Genomic DNA, 15,289 nt, shown 5'->3' on the forward strand with positions numbered 1-15,289 from the left:
ATAGCCGCGATTTCCAATCGCCAGGAACCTACCGATTCTCGAAAAAAACCCCCACATTTTGAGAGCCTCGCTCTAGTATAAAAGCCCGCGTAGGCGGGCTTTGTTTGTATAGCCGCGATTCCCAATCGCCAGGAACCTACCGATTCTCGAAAAAAACCCCCAACATTTTGAGAGCCTCGCTTTACTTTGAAAGCCCGCGGAGGCGGGCTTTGTTTGTATAGCCGCGATTTTCAATTGCCAGGAACCTACCGATTTTTGAAAAAAAAACCCAACATTTTGAGAGCCTCGCTCTACTCTGAAAGCCCGCGTAGGCGGGCTTTGTTTGTATAGCCGCGATTTCCAATCGCCAGGAACCTACCGATTCTCGAAAAAAAACCCCAACATTTTGAGAGCCTCGCTCTACTCTGAAAGCCCGCGTAGGCGGGCTTTGTTTGTATAGCCGCGATTTCCAATCGCCAGGAACCTACCGATTCTCGAAAAAAACCCCCAACATTTTGAGAGCCTCGCTCTACTCTGAAAGCCCGCGTAGGCGGGCTTTGTTTGTATAGCCGCGATTTCCAATCGCCAGGAACCTACCGATTCTCGAAAAAAACCCCCAACATTTTGAGAGCCTCGCTCTACTCTGAAAGCCCGCGTAGGCGAGCTTTGTTTGTATAGCCGCGATTTCCAATCGCCAGGAACCTACCGATTCGCCAACAGCTTCATAGCATTGTCCCCCAGAATAGGAAGAGTCACCCCTAGCTGGGGAAAAAGACAAAGGTATAATTGGCTCACCGCCTCACCTGTTTCCACAATAGCATGTTTTTTGGAGCGTGGGGGAAAAGCAGCATTTATTATTTAGCGCTATTTCCCGCTATTTCCAGCAATTAAACCCTATATCCCGCTCGCTTCAGCTATTTTTGCATCGCTCCAGCTAGCAAGTCCTATTTTTTGCTCTTCCCGACAATTCCAGCCTGAAATATCGCTCTGCAAAAGTGATAGACAGCTATTTGTTTACTCGCTCTTACTAGAGATAAGAGAGCTTTGAGAGCTTACAATAATAAGCGAGGTAAAACCGATGACTGTTTTGCGCCCAACCCACAAACAAGAGTTGCCGAATCCCCAATCAGCCCAAAGGGAGCTGACAAACCAAAGCCAACTGCCCAAAAAATATAAGAGAATCTGGGAGCTATTCGATTGTCTTGCCCTTAACATTGTAGGATTTTGGGTCAACCCTTACCTGAGCTTGTGGTTGAGCCTCATCTGGCTGCTGCTGTCGTGGATAATAGAAGACATCGCCGAGAAACGGCGAGCCGGTGAGCGGAAAAAGACTGGCGTGCCGGCACTCGCCCTCTACCTAGCCCTGCTCGCCGGCACCCCAATTCTCACCTTCCAACTCCTCTCCCAAAACCCCACAGAACAGCTCAAACAATAACTGCCAATTCCATTGTAGGGTGGGTTAGCGCTTCCCCCAGCCCGCGCAGGCGGGCTTCGTTTGTCGCAGTGAGTTTCAATCGCCAGGGATCTATCGCTTAAAGCTGGGGGGCTTGGCGGTTATAAACCGCAGCTATACAGACAAAACCCGCCTTCGCGGGTTTCAAGAATTTCAAAAGTCCGCGTTGGGCGAAGCCCTTCCCGCAGGGTAGGCGGACTTCGTTTGTCGCAGTGAGTTTCAATCGCCAGGATCTTAGCAACAAAGCCTTCTACGGAAGCACACGAACATCCTACAGTAGGGGCGGGCTAACCCGAACTCTTTATACCACAGCAAAGAGTATTAGTCAACCCGCCCCCCACAGAGATCAATCATCGTCCCAATCCTCTCTGCCCATCAGATCGCCAATGCAATCTCTGAGCAAGAAATTGTTTTGTTCCAGCTCCGACTCCACCGCAGCCCACTCACGGGCGGGAATATAGCGGCACAGATTGTAAATCGGTTGCTTGCGACTGACAGCTTGGCTGCGCACCAGCCGGCGAGCCTCCTCTTGGATAAGATCCAGGGAGTATTTGAGAGATTGGAGCACCATAAGAAAAATTTTGTATTAAGCTCAGTCAAAGCCTAGCTTAACACAAAAAAGTAACAATTTTTACCCTGCCGGTGGCGAAACTTCCCCCCTGAGCGCCGCTCTCTGGTGAGCCAACTCAGCCCCTAGCTGAATTGCAGCTTTCATGCTAGAATCATCCGCTACCCCCCTGCCGGCAATATCAAAAGCCGTCCCGTGATCCGGAGACGTGCGGACAAACGGCAACCCGACAGTGGTATTGACAGCGCGGTCAAAAGCCATTAACTTTACAGGTATCAACCCCTGGTCGTGATACATCGCCAAATAAGCGTCGTGAGCGCCACCACCGGCACCCGATTTGTACCACGCTTGTGCCGGTTTAACCCACATCGTATCCGGAGGCACCGGCCCATCTAACTGCAATTCTGGCCACCACTCGCGCTCCTCTTGCAGCCAGGGAATCAGCCAATCTTTCTCCTCCACTCCCAACTGCCCATTTTCCCCGCTGTGCGGATTCAACCCCGCAATCGCAATCCGGGGTTTTTCTATGCCAAAATCCTGCCGCAAGCACTCCACCAGCAAGTCGAGCTTTCTGGCGAGCAATTCTGGCGTCAGAGCCGCAGGTACTTGACAGAGTGGAATATGTGTGGTAGCTAGTAAAGTGCGGAGAGTCCAGCCGGTGTGGGGCGAACGCGCCACAAACAGCATCCCAAATCGCCGCACACCGGCACGCTCAGCCAGGAGTTCCGTCTGGCCCGGGTACTCGTGGCCCGCTGCCTTCCAGCACGCCTTGGAAATTGGGCCGGTGACAATCCCCTGGAACGAACCGGCAAGGGTGCCGGCAATCGCCGCCTCCATATAAGCAAAGCTCGCCGCCCCACTGGCAGCACTGCCGGTGCTGGTGGCCATCCCCGCCTCACCGGCACCCGCCTCCAAAATGTCCAGCCCCTCCGGGTTGGCCAGCACAGTCGCCCCCACACCCCGATCCAAAAGCTGCCGGTGCAGCTGGGCATAGGTCCGCTCCAGCACAGCCCGACTCCCCACCACCGTCACCTCACAGGTGCCGGTGACTGCTGGATCGGCCAAAGCCTTCAGAACCACCTCTGGCCCAATCCCCGCAGGATCGCCCAGAGTTACAGCGAGCTTCGGACGCATATTCTTGATTATCCGATTGATTAGTGTAAGTTATTAATTGAGTGGCGTTAAGCTGAAACCCAATCCTATTTTGGATTATACCAGGTTTCCCCTCCCCGCCATCTAAAACCTAAACTCTCGAATCCGGCGGGCCGGCTTCCCGGGCAAAAATCCCCCTCACTCAGTGCCGGCGTTCTTCAAGTGCCACAACAGGGTTAGAATAAATCGCGTAAAGGGGACTGCAAAATCCCAGCTGACCTTAAAGTGATTGTAAAGGAGCGTTAAGAAAATGAGCGGCGAGATTTTCACCACGGCATTTCTGTCTTTTAGCCTGATCCTGGTTGGGATAGTCCTCGGTTACGGATTGCTGAAACTGCAAGGCGGCGAAGAATAGCCCGCCCGGTGCCGGTGGGGCTAATGCCCCACTGCAAACTTTTGGGCATTAGCCCAACTACGAACTTTTGGGCATTAGCCCAACTACGAACCTTGGGGCATTAGCCCAACTGCGAACCTTGGGGCATTAGCCCAACTGCGAACTTTTGGGCATTAGCCCAACTGCGAACGGGGCTCGCTCACTCCGCCGGCTCATCCAAGTGCTCCGCCACCTCCCGGTAAAGGTTGAGGACGTGGCCATCTTTCAAACAGTAGAAAACATTCCGCCCCTGCTTGCGATAGCTCACCAGGCGCATCGCCCGCAACAGACGCAGCTGGTGGGAAACAGCAGACTCACTCATTTTCACCGCCGCCGCCAAGTCGCAGACGCACAGCTCTCGCACCGCCAAGGCAGACACGATGCGCAAACGGTTGGCATCGCCCAGCAAACTGAAAAATTCTGCCATCCGCTGCGCTTTTTCCGAGCTGAGAATGTCCCGGTGCAAAAGACGCACGCTGCTCAGATCCACGGGATGCGCCACCTCGCAGCCGAGGTCATCTGCTACCGGCACAGAAGCACTTTCAGTTTCAGCGTAAAGCGGGTTGGACATAACAAGCTTGGGAATATTGCAGCCGACTCTTAACTTTACCTTAGCTTTAACACGTCTCAGCTGTCAGGGCATAGGGCATAGGGCATAGGGCATAGGGGTTATATGCCCAATGCGAGCGTGCCCAATGCGAGCGTGCCCAGTGCCCCACGCCCACTGCCCCATGCCCACTGCCCCATGCCCACTGCCCCATGCCCCATGCCCCACACCCCTGTCCGCTTTTTGTTAAGTTTTGTGTCAAAATGAGAAAAGGTCTGATAGCATTTAAGAGAACTTTTAAGATTCCTAATAATCCGGCATGAGTTTATTGGTTGTCGGTGCCACCGGCACATTAGGCAGACAGGTCGCCCGTCGTGCCTTGGATGAAGGGCACCAAGTACGCTGTTTAGTCCGCAGTCCTAAGAAAGCAGCCTTTCTCAAAGAATGGGGCGCTGAACTGGTGCGGGGAGACCTGTGCGACCCCGAAAGTCTGCCACCGGCCCTTGCCGGTGTTACTGCTGTCATCGATGCGGCAACTGCCCGCCCCACGGACTCCCTGAGCGTCAAACAAGTGGACTGGGACGGAAAAGTGGCACTGATTCAAGCAGCCAAAGCCGCCGGAGTCGAGCGCTACATATTCTTTTCGATTCTCGACGCCGAGAAATACCGTCACGTCCCGCTGATGGAGATTAAGTGCTGCACCGAGCTTTTCCTGGCGGAATCCGGCTTGAACTACACCACCCTGCAGCTTTGCGGCTTCATGCAGGGGCTGATTGGCCAGTACGCCATTCCCATATTGGAGAATCAGGCGGTTTGGGTAACAGGCGAATCCGCGCCGGTCGCCTATATGGACACCCAGGACATTGCCAAATTTGCCATCCGCGCCCTTTCCGTTCCAGAAACCGAAAAGAAAGCTTTTCCCGTTGTGGGGACTCGCGCTTGGAGTGCCGATGAAATTATCGCTCTGTGCCAGCGACTGTCTGGGCAGCAGCCAAAAGTCACCCGCCTCCCGCTCAACCTGCTGCGTACCGTCCGCAAAGCCACGATGTTTTTTCAGTGGGGCTGGAATGTGGCTGACCGGCTGGCCTTTGCCGAAGTGCTCGCCACCGGCAAACCCCTAACGGCTGAGATGGATGAGGTCTACAGCGTCTTCCAGCTAGACCCCAGAGAAACCACCACCCTCGAAGAGTATTTTCAAGAATACTACAGCCGGATTTTGAAAAAGTTGAAAGAGCTGAATTACGAGCAAGCTAAGCTCAAGAAGGAGTCAAAAAGAAAAGTTCCTTTTTAATATTAGTCTCACTTCCGAGAGGTTTATTGGCATATAGCCGCGCCGGTGACAGCCACAAGGCCCCTCGGCAGCAGTGGCTGCATTTCCTGGAAGGAGAGGGTTGCCGGTTTGGGGTGTGCCTAGCAAGCGCCGTCAAAATGTGGCAGGATAAACCTAACCAACTCAGCCAACAACTTGCTGGAGGGGCTGAACGCTCTCTGACGGAGAGCCGGCGCAGCCAGCAGTAGCGGCGATCAGTTCCATTGGCCCCCGGCGCACCGGCAGCCGTGGGTGGCAACCAGATTCCGAATTCAAGCAACATCTCAACTCTAACCCAGACTCGTGCCCAAAGCTGGCATTATCTACAACGACGTTAAACCCGTAGCTTGTCGAATTGCCGAAGAATGGCAGGACAAGCTAACTTCCTGCGGTTGGGAAGTGTGTGTGACCACCGGTGCCGGAGGGATTCTGGGCTATTCCAGCCCGGATAAGCCAGTCTGCCACACACCCATCGACCACCTGGTCCCTCCCGGTTTCGACAGCGAGATGGCTTTTGCCGTGGTGTTGGGGGGAGATGGCACAGTGCTGTCGGCCTTTCGCCAAGTAGCCCCCTGTGGCGTTCCGCTGCTAACCGTCAATACCGGCCACATGGGTTTCCTGACGGAAGTCTATATCAACAACCTGCCGCAAGCGATGGAAAAAGTGCTCGCCGGCGAGTACGCCATTGAAGAGCGGACAATGCTCTCAGTGCAGCAGGTCCGCGACGGTGTGGCGCAGTGGGAAGCGCTGTGTCTCAATGAAATGGTGCTGCACCGGGAACCGCTCACCTGCATGTGCCACTTTGAAATCGAAGTGGGCAGGCACGCGCCGGTGGATATTGCCGCCGACGGCATCATCGTATCCACGCCCACCGGCTCGACAGGCTATGGGCTGTCTGCCGGCGGGCCGGTGATCACCCCCGGGGTGCCGGTGTTGCAGCTGCTGCCCATTTGCCCCCACTCCCTGGCCTCCCGCGCCCTCGTGTTTGCCAACACCGAGCCGGTGACCATTTTTCCCGCCAATCCCGACCGGCTGGTCATGGTGGTGGATGGCAACGCCGGCTGCTACGTCCTGCCAGACGATCGGGTGCGCGTGCAGCGCTCCCCTTACCCCGCCCGCTTCATTCGCCTGCAACCCCCTGAGTTTTTCCACCTGTTGCGCGAAAAATTGGGCTGGGGTCTGCCCCACATCGCCAAACCCACCTCTGTCGAGCTGCCCTAACACCGTTTCCGGCTTTCAGCTTTGCTGTAGCGGGGCAGCTTCCCAACTGCCCCCAAAAGGCGAGAAACCCCTCAAATTTACCCTGCGATCGATAAAATGATATCGTATCCGGTTGTATATTAATTTTAATAAACTATCGGGTTCAGGGAACAATCTAGCCAGCTAGGAATTGCGTCTAATACTTAGTTTTCAAAGTCAGTATTAACCCAAGTTACTACTTAGAAAAAATTCTGGCTTTCAGCCCTTCTAACCCCTCCTGCAGACTAGAAAAGCCCCCTTCTCTAGTCTCCGTTGGTGCGGCACGACCGATCCGTCTGGGGGGAGCGAAAAACTTGCGGTTTGGAACTAGCAACTTGAGTTAGCCCAGAACCCCGGTTTCTTAAAGAAACCGGGGTTCTGAAATTTACGCGAAGGTTATTAACGCGCTATATCTCAGGGAGAAAGCCGGCCCCTTATTTCCTGGCTGTTAACCAGAGAGAAGCCTGGAAACCGATTTGCAAGCAGTCATCACAGGGCATTGCCGGCGTCACCGGATAAAAAAATCCGCACTTCACTGAATGCCCGACTCCCCACACCCGACCTTAAACCCCAACCCCTAACCCCCGGGACTGAGGCGCAATTCAACCTGTAAATTTTTCACAAGAGGAATCCAGAACGGGAGGGGAGCACCTCAAAAGTAGCTGAGAGAGACACAGGCCGGCAAGTCTCTGGCGGGGTGCTGTTAACAATTCTTCACCATTCAGCCGCATGGTCTTGGTGACAGGAGCCGGCAGTGCTGCGCAACTGGTCGAGAAGATGCTACAACAGATAAAAGACAAAACCGTCACAGTATTTATACTCAACTTGGCCCATCTCTATGAGTCACGTCACCGTTGAGCGCAGTCCTTGCCTGCTGGTGATTGAAACGGACGAAGTGCTGGCGCAACACGTCAGTCTGGATTTGAAAGAAGCGGGCTATGACCCAGTTGTGGCGTATGACGCCACCACCGGCCTCCAGAAAGCCCGGGAACTGCAGCCGGCTCTGATAGTCGTAGATCGGATGCTGGCGGGAGACTCGGGGCTGTCTGTGTGCAGCCAGCTCAGGAGCGCCGGCAATCGGGTGCCGGTGGTGATATTAATGGCCCGCGATACAGTCGAAGATCGAGTGGCTTGCTTGGAGGCGGGGGCGGATGATTACTTTCTCAAGCCCTATCGCAGCGAAGAGTTTTTGAAGCTGGTGCGCCTCTACCTCAAGCCGGATGACGGTGGTGCGGAGCAGTTGCGCTTTGGCGACCTGGCACTCGATTTGTCCAACCGCAGAGCCCTGCGCAACGGACGGGTGATTGAGCTGACGATGAAGGAATTTGAGCTGTTACGTTTCTTAATGGAGCACCCCCGGGAAGTGCTGACCCGCGAACAGATTCTGGAAAATGTTTGGGGTTACGACTTCATGGGAGAGTCGAACGTCATAGAAGTGTATATCCGCTATTTGCGCCTGAAACTGGAAGATGACGGCCAAAAGCGCCTGATTCAGACAGTCCGGGGCGTAGGTTACGTTTTGCGGGAATCCTAGCGGGGTGTGCGGGGGATTTTCCTGGTGTTCTCGTGGCCGGAGATATTTTCGGCAGCCCGGAAATCCAAAATCTAAAATATGAAGTCTAATATCGATATGAATGATTGTGACACTTGGTTGGCAATATTGCTCAGTATGTGGTTGACTGGCTGTTCGCCACCGGCACCGGCTCTCTCTGGGCCAGGAGGTGTCGGCGCGCCTCCAAGTCCAGCACCAGCGGCGCAGATGTTCCCGTCTAGGGGACAGCAGCTGCCCATTTCAGCGAAAGCCACCATAGCTGGCCAGGTGATTCAGCTGGAAGTGGCCACGACACCCGAACAGCAGGCCACAGGCTTGATGTACCGGACATCCCTGGCGGATGACCGGGGCATGCTGTTTCCCTTTGACCCGCCGCGCCAGGTCGCCTTCTGGATGAAGAACGTTCCCATTAAGTTGGATATGATCTTTCTGAGGAATGGGGAAGTCAAAGAGATCGCCGCCAATGTTCCTCCGTGCGAGGAAACGCCGTGCTCTGCCTACGGGCCGGCGGCAGCGGCTATCGACAGCGTGATTGAACTGCGGGGCGGGCGAGCCGCTGAACTGGGCCTCAAGGTCGGCGACCGCATTGCCGTCGAGTTTTTAGACGCTGACAGCAAAGGTGCCGAAGACGGGAGATAGGGATCTGCCGCTCTCCCCCAGACCGCACCGCAAGAGCCCCCTCTATCACTCGGGGAATGGTTATAGAAATGATTTAAAATGTATACCGATTGACTCCTCACACGGCTGTCAGGATTTGCTAGTCTGTTTGTCTTAGGAGAAGTAAATTTTATATAAGGCTTCTTCAAAAATTCTCAAAATTTCCAGACAATCTTGGCCCTCTGGTGGGGAAAACAAGGTACGGTTAGAGTACGCTTGCGCCCAAGGCGGTAGGGAGTTGGAGCTACAGCCGGCGCTTGAGTTGGGGGTTCCCCTCAACGCCCTTGCGCGGCTCTTGAAGTGAAAAGCGTGACTCGGAAGGGTTGGGACACTCAAGCTGAATTTTTTGTGGTGTGAGAGTGACAGAGGAGTGAAATCCCGCCGAAATACCCCTTAGGGTAGATACGGAGTCGCGCAAAATCGGTTCGGTCAAGTTGGCCGGATATGGCTGATTAAAGTTTCAGTGGAACAGCTGAGGCGCTAGTTGGGTTCCGATCTAACGAACTGTAAATCTACTGGTGTGGGAAATGGCAGAGCCTGATGTTCTGAGTCAGGCGCTTTAGAGCCGGCGGCTGCACGCTGCCTGGGTTTTTAGCCGCACTGCCACTCGAATGGCGCGCGCAATCGCCAGCTCCTTTGTCGCCTAGCGGCAGGTGTTGGAGATAGGAACCTCTCTGTCCCACAACTGGGCGGATTGCCACCCGCCCTTGTGTATAGACAGATAACAGACTGGCTACCTACTGCTAATGAAGGTTCTGTTTATGTAAGAAAATCAGGTTTAATGAAGGAGGTGAAAGTCTCAATGGCACCCGCAACTTATTCTCAATTCATTCGCTTTCTGCAAGAAGATTTGGCTATTTCGGCGTCTTCTATCCAAATCGCTCTGCGGCGTCGTGAGCAAGATCCAGGACCGCTGCCGATGATTCTCTGGCAGTATGGCTTGATAACGATTGAACAATTGGAGCGAATCTATGACTGGCTCGAAACCGCCTAGGATTCCAGGCGGGCGAAACTCCGCCGGGCAACACTCATCCCGAACTTTGAGATTGGGATGAGTGGCGGATTTAATCCAAAGTCACTCCAGCAAAAACAAGAGATTTTCCGATCCAATCTCAATTTTGTGCCGGAAGTCGGACCCCACCCTGCGGTAAGGCTGACGCCAAAGGAAATTCCGCAGGGGCGCGCAGGGCGAGCCAAACCTCCGAGGGAAAGCTGTAAGCTGCGCCGGCTGATCGCTTCAGCCCCAACAGCTGGGAAAATCCAGGTCTGCTCCCCCCCTCACCCGCAGCCAGAAGGAGCGCGGATGAAAAATGGGATGTCCCGCTTTCAGCTGACCGCCTGCATGCCGGCAGAGCCGGCTAAATATAGGCTTATAGTATAGGTCATTTATAAAAAAAAGTGAAGTCACAAGAAACCGGGTTTCTTGTGGCGGTCCGCCGGATCTAGGGGCGGGTTGACAAAGAATCTTGGATTCTCACAGAGATATTGGCTGAACCCGCCCCTACAACTGGAGCAAGAGTGCCGGTTTCTGGCCCCGGATCTGCCTTAACAATTATATCGGTTTTCAGTTGGATGAAGTACATGCCAGAAACCCGGTTTCTTAAAGAAACCGGGTTTCTCATTCCCTCACAAAGGATGAAAACCGCTATATTTTCTCAACTCGCTCTGACGCCCGGTTAATTGTTTCTAATGGGTTTATCTCTGCCGCACCGCGAGGAACGGGTGCGTCCGGCACTCTGAAACATTCCAGGAGTGGGGGCGAAAAGCGGAACCCACCTTGCGGCCAGCCGGCCAAAATTACCCACCGGCATTTCCTTGACAAATAGGCTAAAAAAAGCGGGTCTGGCAATCAGCCCGCAGTTGGTGATTTTAGATTTTTGATTTATATTAATATAGCAATGGACAGCTCAGTAATGAACACGCTCGTCCGATGGAACGCCTGTCCTGTGAGAGCAAGGGCGGACTGCCGGCAGGCGCTCGCCCCCGGCAGCCCCGATCTCAAATTCCCTAAGACCCGACAAAAACGCTGGCAGCAGCAGCCACACCGGCACCCGGGGTGAAGGTGTCGCAGCCCAGTTCGCGCAGGGCCACTTCCAAAGCGGAAATCGCCGCCAGAATATCCCGGTCGCTGACAAAGCCCAGGTGGCCAATGCGGAAGATTTTGCCTTTCAGGTGATCTTGCCCGCCGGCCATAGCGATATCAAACCGCTTTTTGAGCACAGAACGCACCTTTTCCGCATCCACCTGTGCCGGTGCCACAGCAGTAATCGCCGGACTGGCGGCCTCATCCGGTGCGAACAGCGGCAGACCGAGAGCCTTAACCGCCGCGCGGGTGGCCAGCATCAAGCGCCGGTGCCGGGCAAAAATATTGTCCAGCCCCTCTTTTTGCATCATCCCCAGGGTAGCTTGCAGGGCAAAAAACATATTCACCGGCGGCGTAAACGGAGTCGTATTTTTCGCCGCATCTTTGCGGTACTTGCCCAAATCCAAATAATAGCGGGGCAGTTTCGCCGTTTTATAAGCCTCCCAAGCTTTGGGGCTGACAGCCACAAAACCCAGTCCGGGAGGGATCATATAGCCTTTCTGCGAGCCAGACGCCACCACATCCAGACCCCACTCATCCACCGGCACGCTGACTGCGCCCAAACTGGTCACCGTGTCCACCATAATTAGCGCTTCCCCGTGCGCTTTAACGTGCCGGTTAATCGCTTCCAGGTCATTGAGGACGCCGGTGGACGTCTCCGAGTGGGTGACAATCACCGCTTTAATTTGTTTTTCCGTATCCGCTTGCAGTTTTTCGCCAATCTGGTCTGGATCGAGAGCTTTCCCCCACTCAGCTTTCACCTCGTCCACATTGAGGCCGTAAGCCAAGCTCACTTCGGCCCAGCGCTCGCCAAACTTGCCGTTGCTCGCCACCAGAACCCGGTCGCCCGGACTGAGAAAATTGATAATTCCCGCTTCCATCGCGCCGGTGCCGCTGGCGGTCAAAATCAGCACGTCGTTTTGGGTTTGGTGCAGCCACTTGAGGTTTTGAGTCACCTCTGCCATAATTTTGCTAAACTCGCCGCTCCTGTGGCCCATCGGGTGTTTTGCCAGGGCGAGTAATGCCTGCTCTGGCACCGGCGTCGGGCCAGGAATCATCAGCATCAGCTTGTCGTCCATGAATTCGTCCTACTGTCTGAAAAATCTATTTTTAGAGGCGCTGACGCCCCAGTAGCGGCCCCTTTCCAAGGCCCGTATTTTTTCCCTTCTTCCTTTTTCCCTCGCCCTAGACTGGTGGGTGCGGGCGCACGATCGGAAAATCCGAAACGGCTGCCGGCTCAACCCTGTAATCATTCACAGACCACCGGTATTCGATGGCCAAATTCGCTCGCTCGCAGCTTTCTTCCAGCTGTTTCTGCTGAGCGATAGCTTTGCGGAGGGTAATAATCAGCTGGCGTACCTGCTCCCGCTGAGGCGACTTTTGCCCCACAGCCAACATCGTCTGGCGCTCTAACAGCTGGAGTAACAGCTCGTAGTGCACATGAGAAGGAAGAGGAACAAACTCCATTTATCTACTCCCGCTGGGACAATCCCGCCTTTCCGAATAACGATGAATGATGTTTTAATTTTTCATTCAGCATTAATCAAGCTGCTTTCTTTTGGCGGCGAGGAGAAAGCGGGGCGGGGCGGACCGCTTCCCAAGTAAACAGATTAGCAGCCGCGCGTAAAAATTTGGATGCGTGGATACGAGACATGTCGCGTCTCTACTTTCAAGGGCTCCCCAAAAGGCGTCACTGGCTAACGCTATTTTATCACCGCCGCTCTTCCCAAATTTCCCCCTTGCCCAAAGCCTTTACAAAATTAGGGTTTGGCCTCACCGGCACACAGCTGCGCCACCGCACCGGCAATATCTGGCTGTTTCACCAGAGACTCGCCGACGAGCACCGCACCCGCACCCGCACCGGCAACCAAACTCAGGTCATCCCTGCTGTGCAGCCCTGACTCGCTCACTACCAGGATACCCCGCTCCCGCAGCCGGTCGCCTCGCGCCAAGAGCAGCCCCACAGTTGTTTGCAGGTCCACTGAAAAATCTTCCAGGTTGCGATTGTTAATCCCCACCAAGGTCACGCCCTCGATCCCCAACACCCGATCCAGTTCCTCTATCGTGTGCACCTCAATCAGAGGAACCATCCCCAACCCCTTGACAATTTTCACAAAATATTGTATGTCTCTGTCCGGCAGGATCGCCGCAATCAGCAGAACCGCATCAGCGCCCCGGGCGCGGGCGAGATAAATCTGGTAAGGATAAATCAAGAAATCCTTGCACAGCACCGGCAGGTCCACTGCAGCGCGGACAGACGCCAAATTCTCAAAGCTGCCTTGAAAGAACTTTTCATCCGTCAGCACAGATATGCAGCTAGCGCCGCCCTTGCTGTACGCCAAAGCTATCGCCACCGGGTCAAAATCCGGACGGATCACCCCCTTACTCGGAGACGCCTTCTTCACTTCAGCAATAATAGCCGGTGAGGGTTTCCCCTGGCGCAGAGCGCCCAAAAAGTCGCGGGGTGCCGGTGCGCCGGCGACTTGGCGCTGCAACTCTGGCAGAGACAGGCGCTCCCGCATCTGGGCCACTTCAGTCTCCTTGTGCCAGACAATTTCCTCTAGGATATGCTTCGGTTCAGAATCAGGCAGCTTCACCTGATAGCGCAGGGATTCGACGGCAACAGCTGGGGAAGGCGGACGGCGACGGATTTGCATAGTGCGGAATGGGGCATTGGGCAGTGGGCGATGGGGCAGTGGGCGATGGGACATCGGGGTTTCGGCATTGGACATTGGCCATTGGGCATGGCGAATCATCTTTCCTATGCGCCATGCGCCATGCCCCCTGCCCAATCCAAAATCGAAAATCCACGCATCCACGCATCCAATTTTAATGGGTTGCGACCGCTCGTTTATAAGCTTCGTCGAGAACTTCCGAAAGTGTCGGGTGGGTGTGCACCAAAAACGCCAAGTCGCGGACAGACTGCCGGTAAGCGATAGCATTCGCTGCTTCCTGAATCAAATCAGCCGCGTGCAGGCCCAGGATGTGGACGCCGAGGACTTCGCCCGTATCCTGCCGGTAAATCACCTTGGCCAGACCTTCCGTTTCTCCCTCCGCAATCGCTTTGGAGTTGCCCTTAAAATACGTCCGCACCGCTGCCACCTGAAAGCCCTCGGCTTTGCCCAGTTCCTGGGCTGCCGGTTCCGTCAGGCCCACAAAGCTAATTTCCGGGTGGGTGAAAGCCGCCGCTGGGATGCTGCGATAGTCCACCGTGCGCTGACGCCCGCAGATATTCTCCACAGCGGTGATGCCTTGGGCGGACGCCGCGTGCGCCAGCATCATCTTGCCGGTGGCGTCGCCAATGGCCCACAAATTGGCCACCGGCTCCCCGCCGGCCAGCACCGCCATGCGGTCGTCCACCGGAATAAACCCGCGCCGGTCTGTTTCCGCACCGGCACTCTCCAAACCCAAGTTTTTCGTAGCTGGAATCCGGCCCGTGGCCACCAAGCAGGCGTCCACTTCCAGGACTTCCACAACTTCCTTCGTTTTCGTATCGGCGAGTTCGATCAGCACCGGCGATCCGGGGGTTACTTTCGCCGCCAGCAAGCCGGCGCGAGTTTCGATGTCCCGGGGCGCAATCAGCACCCGCTGCGCCTGCTTGGCGATGTCCGGGTCAAACGTGGGCATCAGCTGGTCGAGGGCTTCAATCATGGTGATTTCGCAGCCCAGTGCCGTATAGATGTCCGCAAACTCCAAGCCGATATAGCCGCTGCCAATAATAGCGATCCACGACGGGAGCGATTCCAGCTTCAGGGCGTCGTCGCTGGTAAACACGGTTTTGCCGTCAATTTCAATGCCAGCCGGCACCCACGGCACCGAACCGGGGGCGAGTATGATATCTTTTGCCGTGACAGTTTTCTCGCCCCTGTCTGTACTGACCGTCACTTTTTGCGGACCTGCCAGCTTGCCCCAGCCTTGGATACTATCAATTCCCAGGCGTTTGAGGCTGTTGGTCATGTCGCCGCGAATCTTGCTGACGATGTTAGCGGCGTGATTGGCTATCGCTTGCCGGTCGAAACCGACACCCTGCAACTGAATGCCCAGCGTCTTCAGGTGGTGGGCGTCGCGCAATTCCCGAACGCGACCGGCAGCGGACAGCAGGGCTTTTGAGGGAATGCAGCCCCGATTGATACAGGTGCCGCCCATCTCAGCCGCTTCCACAATGGCCACTTTCAATCCGCAGCTGACCGCGTGTATGGCAGCCCCATGTCCGCCCACACCTGCTCCCACAATCAGCAAATCATAATCAAATCCTTGGCTCACATTCCTCTCCTGGTGCGCGTCGCCCTACTTATTTTGAACTGGACTGGGGCGATCGGACAACTCCTTCCGGGAAGGAGCGAATAACCGGCCTTGACCCCAGCCTACCCCCTGCTT

The 15,289-nt window shown here is 55.2% G+C and carries 16 protein-coding genes; 8 read left to right on the forward strand and 8 right to left on the reverse strand.

Features of this window, described 5'->3' with window-relative positions; all coding sequences use genetic code 11:
- Window positions 1–1,057 precede the first annotated feature (1,057 nt).
- Window positions 1,058–1,414 (forward strand): hypothetical protein, encoded by a 357-nt coding sequence (locus tag OSC10802_RS0124600; RefSeq protein WP_017719434.1) that lies wholly within the window; start codon window positions 1,058–1,060, stop codon window positions 1,412–1,414.
- Between the two features lie 364 nt (window positions 1,415–1,778).
- Here the strand turns inward: OSC10802_RS0124600 and OSC10802_RS0124605 are convergent, their stop codons facing one another.
- Window positions 1,779–2,003, reverse strand: a complete 225-nt coding sequence (locus OSC10802_RS0124605) for a DUF4327 family protein (RefSeq protein WP_017719435.1) — start codon at window positions 2,001–2,003, stop codon at window positions 1,779–1,781.
- Between the two features lie 60 nt (window positions 2,004–2,063).
- The gene (gene pdxA / locus OSC10802_RS0124610) at window positions 2,064–3,134 is read right to left on the reverse strand and encodes a 4-hydroxythreonine-4-phosphate dehydrogenase PdxA (protein WP_017719436.1); all 1,071 of its coding nucleotides are present in this window, start codon (window positions 3,132–3,134) and stop codon (window positions 2,064–2,066) included.
- Between the two features lie 268 nt (window positions 3,135–3,402).
- Between pdxA and petM the strand changes: the two genes are divergently transcribed.
- Window positions 3,403–3,507, forward strand: a complete 105-nt coding sequence (gene petM, locus OSC10802_RS0124615; RefSeq protein WP_017719437.1) for a cytochrome b6-f complex subunit PetM — start codon at window positions 3,403–3,405, stop codon at window positions 3,505–3,507.
- A 178-nt stretch (window positions 3,508–3,685) separates the two neighbouring features.
- Here petM and OSC10802_RS0124620 read toward each other — a convergent pair whose 3' ends face one another.
- A complete protein-coding gene (locus OSC10802_RS0124620; RefSeq protein WP_017719438.1) occupies window positions 3,686–4,096 on the reverse strand; it encodes an ArsR/SmtB family transcription factor in 411 nt (136 codons plus the stop codon).
- Between the two features lie 295 nt (window positions 4,097–4,391).
- Here OSC10802_RS0124620 and OSC10802_RS0124625 point away from each other — a divergent pair, with 295 nt between their 5' ends.
- Window positions 4,392–5,363: an SDR family oxidoreductase gene (locus OSC10802_RS0124625; RefSeq protein ID WP_017719439.1), complete on the forward strand. Its 972-nt coding sequence runs from the start codon at window positions 4,392–4,394 to the stop codon at window positions 5,361–5,363.
- 162 nt (window positions 5,364–5,525) lie between these two features.
- On the opposite strand, the gene OSC10802_RS55830 is transcribed toward OSC10802_RS0124625, so the two are convergent.
- Window positions 5,526–5,657 (reverse strand): hypothetical protein, encoded by a 132-nt coding sequence (locus OSC10802_RS55830; RefSeq protein WP_255349169.1) that lies wholly within the window; start codon window positions 5,655–5,657, stop codon window positions 5,526–5,528.
- Between the two features lie 27 nt (window positions 5,658–5,684).
- Between OSC10802_RS55830 and OSC10802_RS0124630 the strand changes: the two genes are divergently transcribed.
- The 5 genes from OSC10802_RS0124630 (at window position 5,685) to OSC10802_RS0124650 (ending at window position 10,210) form a co-directional block, all read left to right on the forward strand.
- Window positions 5,685–6,602 (forward strand): NAD(+) kinase, encoded by a 918-nt coding sequence (locus tag OSC10802_RS0124630; protein ID WP_017719440.1) that lies wholly within the window; start codon window positions 5,685–5,687, stop codon window positions 6,600–6,602.
- Between the two features lie 856 nt (window positions 6,603–7,458).
- Entirely contained in the window at window positions 7,459–8,154 is a 696-nt protein-coding gene (nblR, locus tag OSC10802_RS0124635; RefSeq protein WP_017719441.1) for a response regulator transcription factor NblR, read from the forward strand.
- A gap of 78 nt (window positions 8,155–8,232) precedes the next feature.
- Window positions 8,233–8,811, forward strand: coding sequence for a DUF192 domain-containing protein (locus tag OSC10802_RS0124640; RefSeq protein ID WP_232731749.1), 579 nt, complete (start codon window positions 8,233–8,235; stop codon window positions 8,809–8,811).
- An 820-nt stretch (window positions 8,812–9,631) separates the two neighbouring features.
- Window positions 9,632–9,823 (forward strand): DUF2949 domain-containing protein, encoded by a 192-nt coding sequence (locus OSC10802_RS0124645; RefSeq protein ID WP_044171500.1) that lies wholly within the window; start codon window positions 9,632–9,634, stop codon window positions 9,821–9,823.
- Window positions 9,824–9,880: 57 nt separating this feature from the next.
- Window positions 9,881–10,210, forward strand: a complete 330-nt coding sequence (locus OSC10802_RS0124650) for a hypothetical protein (protein ID WP_017719444.1) — start codon at window positions 9,881–9,883, stop codon at window positions 10,208–10,210.
- Window positions 10,211–10,836: 626 nt separating this feature from the next.
- On the opposite strand, the gene OSC10802_RS0124665 is transcribed toward OSC10802_RS0124650, so the two are convergent.
- The 4 genes from OSC10802_RS0124665 to lpdA form a co-directional block, all read right to left on the reverse strand.
- Complete coding sequence (locus OSC10802_RS0124665; RefSeq protein ID WP_017719447.1) at window positions 10,837–11,991, reverse strand: pyridoxal-phosphate-dependent aminotransferase family protein; 1,155 nt, start codon at window positions 11,989–11,991, stop codon at window positions 10,837–10,839.
- Between the two features lie 106 nt (window positions 11,992–12,097).
- On the reverse strand, window positions 12,098–12,379 hold the full coding sequence (locus OSC10802_RS0124670) for a DUF5340 domain-containing protein (RefSeq protein ID WP_017719448.1): 282 nt from the start codon (window positions 12,377–12,379) through the stop codon (window positions 12,098–12,100).
- Window positions 12,380–12,672: 293 nt separating this feature from the next.
- A complete protein-coding gene (trpC, locus tag OSC10802_RS0124680; protein ID WP_026098769.1) occupies window positions 12,673–13,569 on the reverse strand; it encodes an indole-3-glycerol phosphate synthase TrpC in 897 nt (298 codons plus the stop codon).
- A gap of 172 nt (window positions 13,570–13,741) precedes the next feature.
- On the reverse strand, window positions 13,742–15,175 hold the full coding sequence (gene lpdA, locus OSC10802_RS0124685) for a dihydrolipoyl dehydrogenase (protein WP_017719451.1): 1,434 nt from the start codon (window positions 15,173–15,175) through the stop codon (window positions 13,742–13,744).
- Between the last annotated feature and the right edge of the window lie 114 nt (window positions 15,176–15,289).

This window comes from Kamptonema formosum PCC 10802 (assembly GCF_000332335.1).
Taxonomy (GTDB): Bacteria; Cyanobacteriota; Cyanobacteriia; order Cyanobacteriales; family Oscillatoriaceae; genus Oscillatoria.

Excerpts from the sequence above, each read along its gene's own strand:
- OSC10802_RS0124600 (WP_017719434.1), top strand. The coding sequence starts at position 1,058 with ATGACTGTTTTGCGCCCAACCCACAAACAAGAGTTGCCGAATCCCCAA.
- OSC10802_RS0124605 (WP_017719435.1), bottom strand. The coding sequence starts at position 2,003 with ATGGTGCTCCAATCTCTCAAATACTCCCTGGATCTTATCCAAGAGGAG.
- pdxA (WP_017719436.1), bottom strand. The coding sequence starts at position 3,134 with ATGCGTCCGAAGCTCGCTGTAACTCTGGGCGATCCTGCGGGGATTGGG.
- petM (WP_017719437.1), top strand. The coding sequence starts at position 3,403 with ATGAGCGGCGAGATTTTCACCACGGCATTTCTGTCTTTTAGCCTGATC.
- OSC10802_RS0124620 (WP_017719438.1), bottom strand. The coding sequence starts at position 4,096 with ATGTCCAACCCGCTTTACGCTGAAACTGAAAGTGCTTCTGTGCCGGTA.
- OSC10802_RS0124625 (WP_017719439.1), top strand. The coding sequence starts at position 4,392 with ATGAGTTTATTGGTTGTCGGTGCCACCGGCACATTAGGCAGACAGGTC.
- nblR (WP_017719441.1), top strand. The coding sequence starts at position 7,459 with ATGAGTCACGTCACCGTTGAGCGCAGTCCTTGCCTGCTGGTGATTGAA.
- OSC10802_RS0124640 (WP_232731749.1), top strand. The coding sequence starts at position 8,233 with ATGAAGTCTAATATCGATATGAATGATTGTGACACTTGGTTGGCAATA.
- OSC10802_RS0124645 (WP_044171500.1), top strand. The coding sequence starts at position 9,632 with ATGGCACCCGCAACTTATTCTCAATTCATTCGCTTTCTGCAAGAAGAT.
- OSC10802_RS0124650 (WP_017719444.1), top strand. The coding sequence starts at position 9,881 with ATGAGTGGCGGATTTAATCCAAAGTCACTCCAGCAAAAACAAGAGATT.
- OSC10802_RS0124665 (WP_017719447.1), bottom strand. The coding sequence starts at position 11,991 with ATGGACGACAAGCTGATGCTGATGATTCCTGGCCCGACGCCGGTGCCA.
- OSC10802_RS0124670 (WP_017719448.1), bottom strand. The coding sequence starts at position 12,379 with ATGGAGTTTGTTCCTCTTCCTTCTCATGTGCACTACGAGCTGTTACTC.
- trpC (WP_026098769.1), bottom strand. The coding sequence starts at position 13,569 with ATGCAAATCCGTCGCCGTCCGCCTTCCCCAGCTGTTGCCGTCGAATCC.